Origin of the sequence: Achromobacter veterisilvae (genome assembly GCF_037619525.1) — a bacterium.
Lineage (GTDB): Bacteria > Pseudomonadota > Gammaproteobacteria > Burkholderiales > Burkholderiaceae_B > Achromobacter > Achromobacter veterisilvae.
The window spans coordinates 5,446,588-5,460,847 of the sequence record NZ_CP148753.1; the positions used below are offsets into that span (position 1 = coordinate 5,446,588).

The following is a 14,260-nucleotide window of genomic DNA, read 5'->3' on the forward strand; positions in this document are numbered from 1 at the left end:
GTGGCGTTTACTTAGGGCCGTTCTGTTTGAAGTCGCCGTAATACGCCGCACGGGAGTAGCGGTAACTGCCGTACTTGGACCGGAAGCCGAAGCGTTCCGGCAGGAGCTTGAGACCGTTGAACAGCACGCCGTCGACCGGCGCGCCCGCCTGGATCAGGCGCTTGGCCGTTTCCCGGATCTCGCCCACCGTGTTCATGCCGGAGCGCACCACCACCATGACCGCGGCGGCGTGCGTGCCGACGACGGCCGCGTCCGGGGACGACAGCACGGGCGCCGTGTCCAGGATCACCATGTCGTACTGGGAAGCGAGTTCGCGCAGGGTTTCGCCGAACACGGGCGAGGCCAGCAGCTCGGAGGGGTCGAAGGTGACCGCGCCGGTGGCGATGAAGTCCACGCCCTCGGACACGCTGTGCTTGCGCACCCGGCTGAGCGGGATCGTGCCCGACAGCACCTCGAACAGGCCGTCCTCCTTGGGAACGCCGAAATAGCGGTTCAATTGCCCCTTGCGGAAGTCGGCGTCGATCAGCAGCACGCGCTTGCCCACGCCGCCCTGGATGAAGGCGAAGTTGGCCGACAGGAAGGACTTGCCCACCCCGGCCACGGGGCCGGTGAACATGACCATGTTGTTGGCCGACTGGCGCAGCGACGCCTGCAGCACGTTGCGGAAGGAGCGCAGGCTTTCGATGGGCGGCGCGTTGCCCTGGCTCTGCGCCAGCAGCGCGGGCACGGTGGCGTTCTTGCGCCGGCTGCGGCGCCACAGCTTGTCCTGCATGTCGCTGTAGGGGATGGCGGCCAGCACCGGCAGTCCGGTATGGCGCTCGACGTCGTCCGGTTCGGACAGGCCGCCGAACAGGGCGTTGCGCACGAAGGCGCACAGCATGCCGAAGATCAGGCCGAACGCCGTCGCCACGCCGATGATGATGGCGGCCTTGGGGCGCACGGGCTTGTCGGGCTGCACGGCGGCGTCCAGGATGCGCACGTTGCCCACCTTGCCGGCGCGGATCAGGCGCAGTTGCTGGGCGTTGTTCAGCAGCGCCGTGTAGAGCTCGGTATTGACGCGCACGTCGCGCACCAGGCGCACCACGTCCTGCTCGAGGTCGGGCAGTTGCCGGATGTTGTTGCCGATGCGGTTCACGTCGCCGGTCAGGCCCGCGATCTGCCGGTCGATGGCCACGATGCTCGGATGGGTGGGCGCGAAGCGCGTGATCATTTCCTGCCGCTTGGAGCGCAGCTCCATCACCTTGGTCTGCGCGTCCACCGACTGGGCGAGGATCAGCTTGGCCTCTTCGCTCAGGTCGATGGTGCCGCGCTTGTTGCGCAGCGCGTTGTACTTGGTCTCGGCCGCGTCCAGCTCGCCCTTGAGGACGGGCAACTGCTGTTCGAGGAAAACCAGCGACTTCTCGGCCTGGGCCGACTTGCGGTTCACGTTCTGCTGCACGTACTCCTGCCCGATCTGGTTCAGCACGGCGGTGGTCAGCGCGGGATCGTTGCCTTCCAGCGTGACGCCGATCACGCCCGAGGTGCGGCCGCGCTCGAAAATTCCCAGGCGCGCCTGCACGTCCTCGATGGCGGCCAGGCGCGAACTGCGCGACACGACGAACTCGGTGCCGGGGCGCCCGGTCAGCGCGTCGATGTGCACGTCCATGGCCCCGCCGCCCGGCAGCAGGAAGTGCTCGGGCTTGCCGACCGTGCCGTTGAAGGTCGCGCCGGTCAGCTTGTCGCTCAGCGTAAAGCGCCCCTCTCCCAGCGTGGTCACGCGGAAGGGCTTGCCCAGCCATTCGTTGGGCACGTCCAACTGCGAGATCGCGATGGCCTCGCCGCCCCACGCGTAGCCGCCGCGCGGCAGGCTCGTGGGATAGGGCATGCTTTCGTAGCGCTGCGCGAGCCATTCGCCCACCACCGGGAAATAGCGCGGCTTGGCGTGGATGTACAGCAGGAACTTGTCGACGGCCGGACCGACGACCATGCGCGAACGCAGCACCTCCATTTCGCCCGAGGTCTCCGCCTTGGTGTCGAACATGGTCGAGACGTCCCCGAGCAGGCTGCGGCTCTGGCCCTGCGGCATCTCCTCCTCCACCTGGACGATGATGTCGGCCGAGAACACCTTCGGGGTGACCATCACGTAGGCGAGCGCTCCCAGGAAAGCGAGCAGCGCGATCGCAATGATCATCCACCGGTTGGAGAAGATGGCGTCCACGTGGGACGACAACGGGGTTTCCTGCTGGCGAGCCGGCACGGACGGCTCGAACGATTCGATGGGCAACGACATGCAGCTCTCCAAGAGAAGACGCCGCTGCGGTCGCGGCGTCCCCAAAGGCGTGGATCAAAAACTAGTCAATGGCTTTCACGGTCTGTACCGTTTGCGCGCTCGGGAACAGGTTGCTGATGAAGCGGTTCCACCGCACCAGGCCGGCCGAATCCACGAACACGACGTCTTTGGGTTGCAACTCAAACTTCTCCGCCACCGCAAGGGCCTGCGGCGAACCGGCGTTCAGGTGGAACACCAGCGGCGTCGCCTGCTCCGTGCTGCGAACGACAAACACCTGCGACGGATTGGCGGTCAACTGGTTCGGTCCTCCGGCCAAGCCCAGCGCCTCGGTCAACGACATGCGTCCGTCGCGCATCACTGCCGCGGTGGGCACGGTGACTTCGCCCATCACGAATACCTTGCTGTCGTCGCGCGGCGTCACCCTGACGATGTCGCCCGGCTTCAGCAGCACCTGGTTCAGGTCCTGGCCGCGCTCGATCAGCGCGGGCAGGTTCACCCGGGTACGCCGCCCCTCGCGAATCACGTACACTGCGCTGCGGTCGCCCGTCGGCAAAATGCCGCCGGCCCTGTTGATCGCTTCCAGCAGGGTCATCGGAATATCGTTGATCGCAACCGTGCCCGGCGTCGTCACTTCGCCATCGACGTAGACGCGCTTGCTGCGATATCCCAGAACGCGCACGGTGATCTGCGGATCCTGGATGTACTTGCCTGAACTGTTCACTATGAGATTGCGCGCCTGGAGTTCCGTCAACCCCGCCACTTTCAGCAGTCCGGCATAGGGAAATTGGATATATCCAGTGGATGAGACCGTATAGCCCGGAATGCCCGAAGCGGTATCCCCGATGGCTAGTTCGGTTACCCCAGAACCAATGGCGTAGGTTTGCGTCGGAAGGACGAGCTCGGGGTGGTCCCACACCACGACCGACAGGATGTCTCCCGGGCCGATGACGTAGGGTCCGGACTTGCCATAAAGGCGGTCGATGCCGGCGTTGTCCAGCAGCGCTTCGCGCGCGCGCTGGTCGTCGAGGACCAGACTGGGCGTGATTTCCTTGATCACGGCCTTCGAATTGGGATCCAGCGGGTCTGCAAGCTGATTGGCGTCAAAGGTCATACCGGGAGACAGGGCGCAAGCGCCCAGCGAGGACACGAGCGCGATAGCGGCTATGGCTCGGCTCAACGTTCCGAAAAAAGTAGTCATGGCAAATCCACTTGTGAATGACTTCGTTGCTTGGAAAGGAGCCCGATGCGTAACGGGTTGCGACATTCCACTCCCTTTTCCTGGCCCCGCACATTCGACGGATGCCCTAAGCCTTCTCCTACATCGTTTGGAGGTTTCGGGTGGGCTTGGCACTCAATAAGATTTTGTCGGTAGCCCCACGCTTTGCGGCGGTGCACGGTTTTTCCCGGCGCACGGCAAGGCGGCTCCCCACGAACAGGAGTGCGCGATGGACCCGTCTCAAGCGGACACGTCGGCAAGATTCAGCGGAGCAAGCTATCTCTATCGCTTGCTCGACGCCGCGATCGTCATTACCTGCGGCCTGACTGCCACCGGATTGAAATTCTCGGACGATGCTCTGGCGGATCCTCCCCAGATCCATCTGTTCCTTGTGTACCTGTGCGGCCTCGGGGTCATCGCCATCTTCCCCGCCTTCCGGCTGTACGTGTCCTGGCGCGGCCGGCGGCTGGCCGACCTGGTCGGGCGCAGCCTGGCGGCATGGGCCACGGTGTTCGCGCTGGGCATCTGCATCAGTTTTCTCATGCACCAGACCGCGGCGATATCCCGCATATGGGCGGCTACGTGGTTCGTCATGGCGGCGCTGACGCTGGCCGGCGTGCGCATCGCGGTCTATGCGGCCCTGGGCGCGGCGCGCGACCGCGGGCTGGACCGCAAGCGCGTGCTGCTGGTGGGCTTCGGGGCGCTGGGCCACGACCTGTGGCGCCGCGTCGAGCGCTACCGCGGCACGGGCTATGAAGTGGCGGGCATCTACGCCGAGCCCCACGAGAACCTGCCGCCCCAGGTGCGCCGGCTGCACGACCTGGACGGCCTGCACGGCTTCGTGCACGAGAACAACGTCCGCGAAATCTGGATCGTGCTTCCGATGGAGGCGGGCCAGGAGCTGCGCGAAGTCCTGTACCACCTGCGCAATGACCTGGTGGACATCCGCTGGATCCCCGATGTGATGTCCATCCAGTTGCTCGGGCACCAGATCGGCGAATTCCTGGGCCTGCCCGCCATCCAGTTGAACAGCCTGCCGGCCGCCGGCGTGCGGGGCCTGGCCAAGGAGGTCTTCGACCGCAGCTTTGCCTTCTGCGCGCTGATCGGCCTCTCTCCCTTGATGCTGACCGTGGCCCTGCTGGTGAAGGCGACGTCGCGCGGCCCCGTGTTCTTCACCCAGCCGCGCCTGGGCGTGGACGGCAAGGTGTTCCACGTCTACAAGTTCCGGACCATGACGATGCACCAGGAACACGGCGTGGTGACGCAGGCCACGCGCAACGATTCCCGCGTCACGCGGATCGGCGGATTCCTGCGCCGCACCAGCCTGGACGAACTGCCCCAGTTCCTCAACGTGCTGATGGGGGATATGTCCGTGGTGGGCCCGAGGCCCCACGCGCTGGAGCACAACGAACTCTACAAGGACCTGGTGCAGCGCTACATGATGCGCCACCGCGTCAAGCCGGGCATCACGGGCTGGGCGCAGGTCAATGGCCTGCGGGGCCAGACGGACACGCTGCGCAAGATGAGCGACCGCGTCGAGCACGACATTTACTACATCCAGAACTGGACGTTCAGGATGGACCTGCTGATCATCGCCCGCACGGCGGTATCGGGATGGACGGGCCGCAATGTCTACTGAACCGTTGGGATGGCCCGCGCGCCCGGAGCCGGCCGCGCGCAAGAACGGCATGCTGGCCGGCGCCGACTTCCGCCGCGCGGTCGAGATGCTGCCCCTGGTGTCCATCGACCTGCTGCTGCGCGACGCCGCCGGCCGCTATCTGACCGGCCTGCGCGCGAACCCGCCCGCCCAGGGCGCCTGGTTCGTGCCGGGCGGGCGCATCCGCAAGAACGAAACGCTGCGCGACGCGCTGCGCCGCATCGCCCGCGACGAGCTGGGCGTGCCCGTCCCCGAACAGGCCTGGAAGCCGAGGGGCGTGTACGAGCACTTCTATGGCACCAATTTCGCGGGCGAAGCCGGACGCTCCACCCATTACGTCGTCCTCGCCTACGAGGCGGAAATCCCGTTGGACATCTCCAGCCTGCCCCAGGCCCAGCACCGCAGCTACCGCTGGCAGCCCGCGGAGGCGATCGCCGCCGACCCCGGCGTGCATCCATACACCCAGGCCTACTTCAAGGAGTGAGCGCCATGACCAATCCCCCTCCCCCGTACCGGGCCGTCATTCTTTGCGGCGGCTCCGGCTCGCGCCTGTGGCCGCTTTCGCGCGAACTGCTGCCGAAGCAGTTCATCCGTTTGACCGATGACCGCAGTCTGCTGCAGAACACGCTGCGGCGCCTGGGCTCGGCCGGCGCCGAGGCCAGGCCCACGCTGGTGTGCAACGACGCGCACCGCTACATCGCGGCCGAGCAGGCGCTGGAGCTGGGCATCAAGGACGTCGAGGTGATCCTGGAACCCTACGCGCGCAACACGGCGCCGGCGATCGCCGCCGCCACCCTGCGCGCGATGCGCGACGGCGAAGACCCGGTCATGCTCATCATGCCGTCGGACCACGTGCTGGAGGACGGCGACGTCCTGCGCGCCGCCTTCGCCGAGGCCTACCAGGCCGCGCGGCAGGGCGCGCTGGTGACCTTCGGCATCAAGCCGACCGCTCCGCTCAGCGGCTACGGCTACATCCAGGCCGACGAGCCCGGCGCCATGGAGCCCGCGCGCCGCGTGCGCCGCTTCGTCGAAAAGCCGTCGCCCGAAGTCGCCCAACGTTTCATCGAGGACGGCGGCTACTACTGGAACAGCGGCATGTTCGCCTTCCAGGCCTCGGTCTTCCTGTCGGAAATGGCCAGGCTGGCCCCCAGGATCCTGGAACAGGTGCAGGCGGCCGTGGCCGCCGGGCATGGCGAAAACGCGCTCTTCCACCTGGACGGCCCGTCCTTCGAGGACTGCCCCAGCGATTCGATGGACTACGCCATCATGGAGCGCACGGACAGCGCCGTCGTCATCCCGCTGGCGGCATCGTGGAGCGACGTGGGCGCCTGGGACGCGGTCTGGGGCATCGCCCAGAAGACGGTGGAGGGCAACTCCACCACGGGCGACGTCATGGTGGAGGATTCGCGCAACTGCCTGATCCACTCCACCAGCAGGCTGGTCGCCTCGGTGGGGCTGGACGACATCGTCGTCATCGAAACGGCCGACGCCGTCCTGGTGGCCCACAAGTCGCGCTCGCAGGACGTCAAGCGCCTGGTCGAGATCTTCAAGACCCAGCACCGCTCGGAACTCAACCACCACCGCGAGGTCCAGCGGCCCTGGGGATCCTACGACTCGGTCGGCCAGGGGCCGCGCTACCAGGTCAAGCGCATCACGGTGAAACCCGGCGCGCGCCTGTCTTCGCAGATGCACCACCACCGGGCGGAACACTGGATCGTGGTGTCGGGAACGGCGCGCATCTACAACGGCGACAAGCAGTACCTGTTGACCGAGAACCAGTCGACCTACATCCCGCTGGGCGAAATCCACAGCCTGGAAAACCCCGGGAAGATCCCGCTGGAGATCATCGAGGTGCAGTCGGGAGCCTATCTCGGCGAAGACGACATCGTTCGATTCCAGGACATGTATGGAAGGGTATGACCGTATTCCTTTTTGGCGCCCCGGCATGGCCCGGATCTGCCTGCCGGCCGCCGGGCTGTTCTTCCTCGCGCTGGTGACGGTGGGCAATCTGCCCGGGCTGGCGTCCGACATGTCCGACGCCTTCGGGGACAAGCGCCTGCACCTTGCGGCCTACGCCTTCCTGACCGGGCTCATTTATCTCTCGGTCAACCGGCGCCCCGGGCTGACGGCCCTGCTGGCGGTCTCGGCGCTGGGTGCGCTGGATGAATCAATCCAGTCCTTTTTTCCCTATCGACAGGCTGATTTCTTAGACCTTTTGGCCGATATCTCTGCGGCTGGTGCAACAGTAATCTCATTGCACATTGGTACCGCAGCCTTCGGCTCCTTTCGTGCAGTTACTAAGTCTTAAGGATACAACCATGCCAAAACGGGCACTGATTACCGGCGTAACCGGCCAAGACGGGTCCTACCTGGCGGAGTTCCTGCTTGCCAAGGGCTATGAGGTCCACGGCATCAAGCGGCGCGCTTCGCTGTTCAACACGGCCCGCATCGACCACCTGTACCAGGATCCCCACGATCAGCCCCGCAATTTCGTGCTGCATCACGGCGACATGACCGACTCCTGCAGCCTGATCCGCATCGTGCAGTCGGTGCAGCCCGACGAGATCTACAACCTGGCCGCGCAGAGCCACGTCGGCGTGTCGTTCGAGGAGCCCGAGTACACGGCCAATGCCGACGGCCTGGGCACGCTGCGCCTGCTGGAAGCGATCCGCATCCTGAAGCTGGAGAACAAGGCCCGCTTCTACCAGGCCTCGACGTCCGAGCTCTACGGCCTGGTGCAGGAAACTCCGCAGAAGGAGACGACCCCGTTCTATCCGCGCAGCCCGTACGCCGCGGCCAAGCTGTACGCCTACTGGATCAGCGTGAACTACCGCGAGGCGTATGGCATGTACGCCTGCAACGGCATCCTGTTCAACCATGAATCGCCCAAGCGCGGCGAGACGTTCGTCACCCGCAAGATCACCCGCGGCCTGGCGCGCATCGTGCTGGGGCTGCAGGAGTGCCTGTACCTGGGCAACCTGTCGGCGCTGCGCGACTGGGGCCACGCCCGGGACTACGTCGAAATGCAGTGGCTGATGCTGCAGCAGGACACCCCCGAGGATTACGTCATCGCGACCGGCATGCAATACAGCGTCCGCGAATTCATCAACACCGCCGCGCGCGAGCTGGGCATCCTGCTGGCCTGGGAGGGCGAAGGCCTGGACGAGACCGCGACCGTGCTGTTCTCGCCGGTGCACGACGTCAAGCCCGGCCAGGTCATCGTGCGGGTCGACCCGCGCTACTTCCGGCCCACGGAAGTGGAGACCCTGCTGGGCGACCCGACCAAGGCGCGCGAGAAGCTCGGCTGGTCGCCGCGCACCACGTTCGCGGAACTGGTCAAGGAAATGATCGAAAGCGATCTGCGGGACGCGCGGCGCGATGCGCTGGTCGAGCAGAACGGCTATGAAATCTATGCCTACAAGGAGTAGTCGGCCATGACGAACCTGGAGCAGCGCGTCTTCGTCGCCGGCCATCGCGGCATGGTGGGCGCCGCGATCGTCCGCGAACTGCATCGCCGCGGCTATGCCAACGTAGTGACCCGCAGTCGCGAGGAGCTGGACCTGGAGAACCAGAACCAGGTGCACCGCTTTTTCTCGACCACGCCGGTCGACGTGGTGTACCTGGCCGCCGCCAAGGTGGGCGGCATCCTGGCCAACCAGACGCATCCGGTGGATTTCCTCTACAAGAATCTCATGATCCAGTGCAACGTCATCCGCGCCGCCTACGCGGCGGGGGTGCGCAAGCTGCTGTTCCTGGGGTCGTCGTGCATCTACCCCCGGGAAGCCCCCCAGCCGATCCGCGAAGACGCGCTGCTGACCGGGCCCCTGGAATCCACCAACGAACCCTACGCCATCGCCAAGATCGCCGGCCTGAAACTGTGCGAGGCATACCAGCGCCAGTACGGGGCGCGCTTCATCTGCGCCATGCCGACCAACCTCTACGGCCCGCGCGACAACTACGACCTGCACAGCAGCCACGTGCTGCCCGCGCTTATCCGCAAGTTCCATGAAGGGCTCGAATCGGGCCAGGACAGCGTGACCATCTGGGGCACCGGGGCGCCGCTGCGCGAGTTCCTGTACGTGGACGATCTGGCCCAGGCCTGCGTCATGCTGATGGAGCATCCCGAGGCCGAAGGCATCTACAACATCGGCGCCGGCCAGGACATTTCGATCGCCGAGCTGGCCAGGCTGGTGGCGCGCGTCGTGGGCTACACCGGCAACATCGTCTATGACACCGGCAAGCCCGACGGCACGCCGCGCAAGCTGATGGACTCGGCCCGGGTGCGGGCGCTGGGATGGCGGCCGGAGATCTCGCTGACGCACGGCATCACGCTGGCCTACGGACACTTTCTGCGCGAGCGCACCCAGCATGCGCTGCCCGTGGCCTGACGGCCGCGCCAACAGGCCCTAGCCATGCTTGGACTGCTCAGGAAACACATCGCCGGCAACGCCTCCTTCTGGGGGCTGGTGGAGTACGGCATCGGCCCCGTCGCCGCGCTGGTGGCCCTGCCCATCCTGTTCCGGCAGTTGGGGACGGTGGGCTTCGGCCAGTACTCCATGATCATCGCCCTGGCCGGCTTCGGCAACGCCGCCAACCTGGGCGCGGCCGTGACCGCTACCAAGCTGGTGTCCGAACGCCTGCACGAGCCCGGCGGCGCCTACCGCGCGGCGGGCGTGAGCCTGTCGCTCATCGGCTGCGCGCTGGGCGTCGTGACCCTGGCCGCGCTGCTGCTCTGGGGCGCCGTGGGCCTGGGCTGGCCCGGCGCCACCTTCGGCGGCGTGGCGGTGACCATGCTGGCGCTGCCCGCGCTGGCCATCTACCTGACGCAGCAGTACGACCAGTTGTTCTCCGGTTGCCTGAAAGGACGCGAGGACTTCCGTTCCACGGCGCTGTGCGAGGTGTTCAGCCGCAGCGGCACGATGGCGTTGGCCTGCGCCGCGGCCTGGCTGACGGCCTCCCCCACCTGGACCGGCCTGGCCCAGGCGCTCGGGCTGCTGCTTGCCGGCTCCGTGAAGATGGGCGTGTTCTCCCGCGCCTACGGCCGGCTGCTGGTGCGCCCCGTGCGCGACCGCGGCGCCATGATGGACGCTTTCCGGTTCTCCCGCTGGTCGTGGCTGAACAGCCTGAGCGCCCTGGCCTTCGGATCGGTGGACCGCGTGCTGGTGGGCAGCCTGATGGGCCCGGCGGCGCTGGCGATCTATACCGTGGGCGTGCAGGTCGGCCAGATCATCCACACCGCGTCGGTCGCCATTTTCCAGAAGGCCATGCCGCGCGTCAGCCGCCTGTCCGTCTCGCCCCCCTACCCCGGGGCCGCCGAACGCGAAATCCGCCGCATGATGCTGTGGAACCTGGCGCTGTCCGCCGGCGCGACGCTCGCGGTGCTGGCCGTCAGCCGTCCGCTCCTGAACGTGCTGCTGAGCGCGGACGTGGCCCGGGACCATCTCGGGACCTTCCAGTTGCTCATCGTGGCGTCGGGCCTGCTGTCCCTGAACGCCGCGGCCCATTTCTCCTTGCTGGGACTCGGCAATTCCCGCGCGATCGCCATCCTGAACGGCCTGGGCGGACTGGCGATGCTGTGCGTCATGGCGGGGCTGGTGCACGTCGCGGGCGAACACGCCGCGGCCTGGGGCCGCATGGCCTATGGGGCGATCACGCTGGCCGGCGTGGCGCTCGCCATCCGTCAATCCCGCCCCGATTTCCCGGGCGCCTTGCCTGCGGCCACCCGCTAGGGCTTGTTCACACCAACCAACATGCTGAGGTCCTACATGCGCAAGCGTCATAACGAGTATTCACGTCAGCTCATCGACTTCGTCCGCGAGCTTCGCCCGCCAGCGCCGATCGCCGGCGGCCTGATGCCGAAAGTGACCATCGTGACCCCCTCGTTCAACCAGGCCCGCTTCCTGGAACGCACCATCCTGTCCGTGCTGAACCAGGGCTATCCGCGGTTGGAATACATCATTATCGACGGCGGTTCGACCGACGGCAGCGTGGACATCATCCGCAAGTACGAGCGCTATCTGACCTACTGGGAAAGCACGCCGGACCGCGGCCAGTCCCACGCCATCAACAAGGGCTTCGAGCGCGCCACCGGCGACTACGTGGGCTGGCAGAACTCGGACGACCTGTACTTCCCGGGCGCGCTGCGCAAACTGGGCTCGGCGGCCTCGAAAGGCCGCGCGCCCATCGTCAGCGGCAACCTGTTCGTGGCGGACGCGGACAACCGGATCTTCCGCAAGATCCATTACACGCCGGTCAACCGGGGCACGCTGACGGTCGTGAAGGCGTCCATTCCCAACCAGTCCGCCATCTTCCGCCGCGACCTGCTGCGCAAGTACGGCCTGCTGCAGGAAAGCATGCGCTACTGCATGGACCTGGAACTGTGGAGCCGCCTGCTGCGCGAAGGCAAGAACCTGATCGTGCCCGACGCCATGGGCGTGTACACGGCCCATGACGAAACCAAGACCGCGCTGATGCAGGACGTGCTGCTGGAAGAGCGCGAACAGATCGTGACGCGCATCCGGCGCACCGAGCCGGGACTGGGGCGGCTGTTCGAACTGTCCTGCCGCGCCTCCAAGGTGGCCGCGCACGCGCGGCAGGGCGACCTGTCCTACCTGTTGGACAAACTGACCACCAAGATATTCGGCCGCGACGACTGGTCCGCGCACTAGGTCCCGTCCACACGGAGAAAAGCCGCAATGAATCCGCACCGCCGCCTGTCCACCCTGCACCTGCTGGGCCTGTTCGCCTTCACGGCGCTCGCCCTGAACGACGACCGTTTCGTCCTGGGCGTAGGCAGCTTCAAGCTGTCCCCCTTCGACGTGTTGTTCGTCGCCATGCTGGTGGTCAAGGCGCTGCGGCTCGCGGACCCGGCCGCCTACGCCCTGCCCCGCGGCCTGCTGGGCCTGCTGCTGGGCATCCAGAGCCTCTCGGTGGTGTACCTGCTGCTGGTGTCGATGCACCACCCCGGCATCGAAACCGGCGACGTGGCGCGGGACCTGCGCATCGTGTTCTATTTCCTGTGCACGCCTTTCCTCTGCTACAAGGACATCGACAGCCCGGCCGCCTACGCGGTGCTGCAGAAGTACATCGTGGCCGCCTGCCTCGCCGTCGCCACGCTGATGCTGCTGGAACAGGTGCAGGGCTTCAGCGTGTCCAACCCGCTGCGCAACGTGCGCCTGGGCGTCTGGGCCATCCCGTTCGGCGTCGTGTCGCTGCTGTACTTCCGCCGCACCCTGAACGTCTCCGGGCCCAAGGCCTATGCGCTGACGGTCTACATGCTGCTGGCGCTGGTCTTTTCGCTCAACCGCAGCCAATACCTGCAACTGGCGGTTTCCGTCCTGATCGCCGTGATGCTGGGCGCCGGCCCCGAGATCCGGCGGCGCGCCATCCTGGTGTTCGCGCCCGCCGCGATCGCCGGCGTGCTGGTCTTCGCCAGCATCGGCTACCTGGACGTGCTGGCCAACCGCATCTTCAGCGTCGAACGCCTGGACGAGGACTCCAGCTACGGCGCGCGCATCCAGGAGATGCAGGGGCAGATGGATTTCTTCGCGGAAAGCCCCGTGTTCGGCAAGGGCGCCGGCTTCCGGAGCTGGGTCATGGGCGAGAACGGCTTCGAACTCAGCACCTTCGCCCACAATTCCTGGGCCTTCTACCTGATGAAATTCGGCGTGGTCGGCACGACCATGATCATGCTGCCGCCCCTGCTCATCCTGCTGCTGACGCTGCTCAGGCGATACGCGCATCCCGGCCTGGAGCTGCACAGGCGCTACCTGCTGGCGACCGCGCCCGTCTACATCTTCATCGACTCGATGTCCGGCGGGCTGGCCTACGCCCCCAAGACCGCCTTCACCGGTTTCCTGCTGTGCTATTGCCTGTCGCTGATGCGCAATGCGCAGACCATGCCCGTCCCCTCGACCGCGCCGTCCGCCCCCAGCCCTCGTCCGGACACCGGGCGCCGGACTCCACCACGAGTGATTCCTCATGCCTGATGTCTTGTTTGTCGCGCCGGACCTGCACGGCGGCGTCGGAAGATGCGTCGCCTTCATCGTGGACGCCTTGCCGGAACAGGGAGTGGATTCCGCCCTGTTCCTGCTGCGTTCGCGCAACCGGGAGTACCCCGTCTCCAACCCCCAGGTGACGCGCGCGCTGCCCATCATCGAGTCGCCCACCCGGCTGCGGCTGATGCTGCCCATGGCCTTCATCCGCCTGCTTCGCCAGATCAGGCGCGACAAGCCGGCCATCGTCTGCTCGCACGGACTGCTGTGCAACATGCTGGTGGTGCTGGCCAAGAAACTGCTGCGCGGGCGTTTCAGCACGGTCGCCTTCGAGCACAGCAGTCCGGCCATCCATTACGGGGCCTCGCGCATGCGGCGCCTGAAATACTGGCTCGTCAGCCAGACCTACCGGCGCCATGACGCGGTGGTGGGCGTGTCGCGCGGCGTGAAGGAGGACCTGGTCAGCATGTTCCCTCCGCTGCGCGGCAAGGTCCACACCATCTACAACGGCGTGCCGCTGGACAATGTCCGCCAGCAGGGCGCGCACCGCTCCCAGGAACCGTCGGACCAGGCGCCCTACCGCGTGGTCGCGGTCGGGCGGCTGGAAGCGGTGAAGGACTACGCCACGCTGGTCGACGCCGCCGCGCTGCTGGACGACCCCGGCATCGCCTTCACCATCCTGGGAGAGGGGTCCGAGCATGCCGCCCTGCAGAAGCGGATCGACGATCACGGCTCGCGCACGCGGGTCACGCTGGCCGGCCACATCGACAATCCGTTCCCCGTGATCGCGGGCGCCGGCGCGTTCGCCCTGACTTCCGTGCGCGAGAGCTTCGGCAACGTGCTCGTGGAGGCGCTGTGCCTGGGCGTGCCGGTGATCTCCACCGACTGCCCCCATGGCCCCGCCGAAATCCTGGACTCCGGCCGCTACGGCCTGCTGGTGCCCGTGGGCGACGCCGCCGCGCTGGCCGCCGCGGTGCGCCGGCTGGCCTATGACGGCGACATGCGGGAGCGGCTTGCCGCCCAGGGCCCCGAACGCGCCGACGCCTTTTCCCTAGAACGGCACTGCCGCAACGTCATCGCGCTATTCCAGCCGCTGATGCAGCGCGGCACGCCCTGAACAGGAC

General features: G+C 66.7%; 12 protein-coding genes. 10 read left to right on the forward strand and 2 right to left on the reverse strand.

The features are described 5' to 3' along the window. Positions 1–7: 7 nt before the first annotated feature. Together WHX56_RS25270 and WHX56_RS25275 are read right to left on the reverse strand one after the other, a co-directional pair. The gene (locus WHX56_RS25270) at positions 8–2,269 is read right to left on the reverse strand and encodes a GNVR domain-containing protein (protein ID WP_129239798.1); all 2,262 of its coding nucleotides are present in this window, start codon (positions 2,267–2,269) and stop codon (positions 8–10) included. 61 nt (positions 2,270–2,330) lie between these two features. Continuing rightward, positions 2,331–3,467: a polysaccharide biosynthesis/export family protein gene (locus WHX56_RS25275; protein ID WP_129239797.1), complete on the reverse strand. Its 1,137-nt coding sequence runs from the start codon at positions 3,465–3,467 to the stop codon at positions 2,331–2,333. Between the two features lie 247 nt (positions 3,468–3,714). Here WHX56_RS25275 and WHX56_RS25280 point away from each other — a divergent pair, with 247 nt between their 5' ends. The 10 genes from WHX56_RS25280 to WHX56_RS25325 are packed head-to-tail and all read left to right on the forward strand — an operon-like array spanning position 3,715 to position 14,253. Beyond that, positions 3,715–5,124, forward strand: a complete 1,410-nt coding sequence (locus tag WHX56_RS25280) for an undecaprenyl-phosphate glucose phosphotransferase (protein WP_129239796.1) — start codon at positions 3,715–3,717, stop codon at positions 5,122–5,124. Beyond that, positions 5,114–5,626, forward strand: a complete 513-nt coding sequence (locus WHX56_RS25285) for a GDP-mannose mannosyl hydrolase (RefSeq protein ID WP_422393621.1) — start codon at positions 5,114–5,116, stop codon at positions 5,624–5,626. Before WHX56_RS25280 ends, WHX56_RS25285 begins: the two co-directional genes overlap by 11 nt. 5 nt (positions 5,627–5,631) lie before the next feature. Further along, positions 5,632–7,062 (forward strand): mannose-1-phosphate guanylyltransferase/mannose-6-phosphate isomerase, encoded by a 1,431-nt coding sequence (locus tag WHX56_RS25290; protein WP_129239795.1) that lies wholly within the window; start codon positions 5,632–5,634, stop codon positions 7,060–7,062. A gap of 25 nt (positions 7,063–7,087) precedes the next feature. Further along, a complete protein-coding gene (locus WHX56_RS25295) occupies positions 7,088–7,450 on the forward strand; it encodes a VanZ family protein (protein ID WP_422393673.1) in 363 nt (120 codons plus the stop codon). Positions 7,451–7,460: 10 nt separating this feature from the next. Further along, positions 7,461–8,570: a GDP-mannose 4,6-dehydratase gene (gene gmd, locus WHX56_RS25300; protein ID WP_129239794.1), complete on the forward strand. Its 1,110-nt coding sequence runs from the start codon at positions 7,461–7,463 to the stop codon at positions 8,568–8,570. A gap of 6 nt (positions 8,571–8,576) precedes the next feature. Further along, positions 8,577–9,530: a GDP-L-fucose synthase family protein gene (locus WHX56_RS25305; RefSeq protein WP_287752782.1), complete on the forward strand. Its 954-nt coding sequence runs from the start codon at positions 8,577–8,579 to the stop codon at positions 9,528–9,530. A 24-nt stretch (positions 9,531–9,554) separates the two neighbouring features. Then, on the forward strand, positions 9,555–10,871 hold the full coding sequence (locus WHX56_RS25310; RefSeq protein ID WP_338879320.1) for a lipopolysaccharide biosynthesis protein: 1,317 nt from the start codon (positions 9,555–9,557) through the stop codon (positions 10,869–10,871). Between the two features lie 36 nt (positions 10,872–10,907). After that, positions 10,908–11,810 carry a glycosyltransferase family 2 protein gene (locus WHX56_RS25315; protein WP_129239791.1) on the forward strand — a complete coding sequence of 301 codons (903 nt, stop codon included), beginning with the start codon at positions 10,908–10,910 and terminating at the stop codon, positions 11,808–11,810. Between the two features lie 27 nt (positions 11,811–11,837). After that, entirely contained in the window at positions 11,838–13,130 is a 1,293-nt protein-coding gene (locus tag WHX56_RS25320) for an O-antigen ligase family protein (protein ID WP_129239790.1), read from the forward strand. Next, positions 13,123–14,253, forward strand: coding sequence for a glycosyltransferase (locus tag WHX56_RS25325; RefSeq protein ID WP_338879321.1), 1,131 nt, complete (start codon positions 13,123–13,125; stop codon positions 14,251–14,253). The genes WHX56_RS25320 and WHX56_RS25325 overlap by 8 nt, the downstream gene beginning before the upstream one ends. The last annotated feature ends 7 nt before the right edge of the window (positions 14,254–14,260 follow it).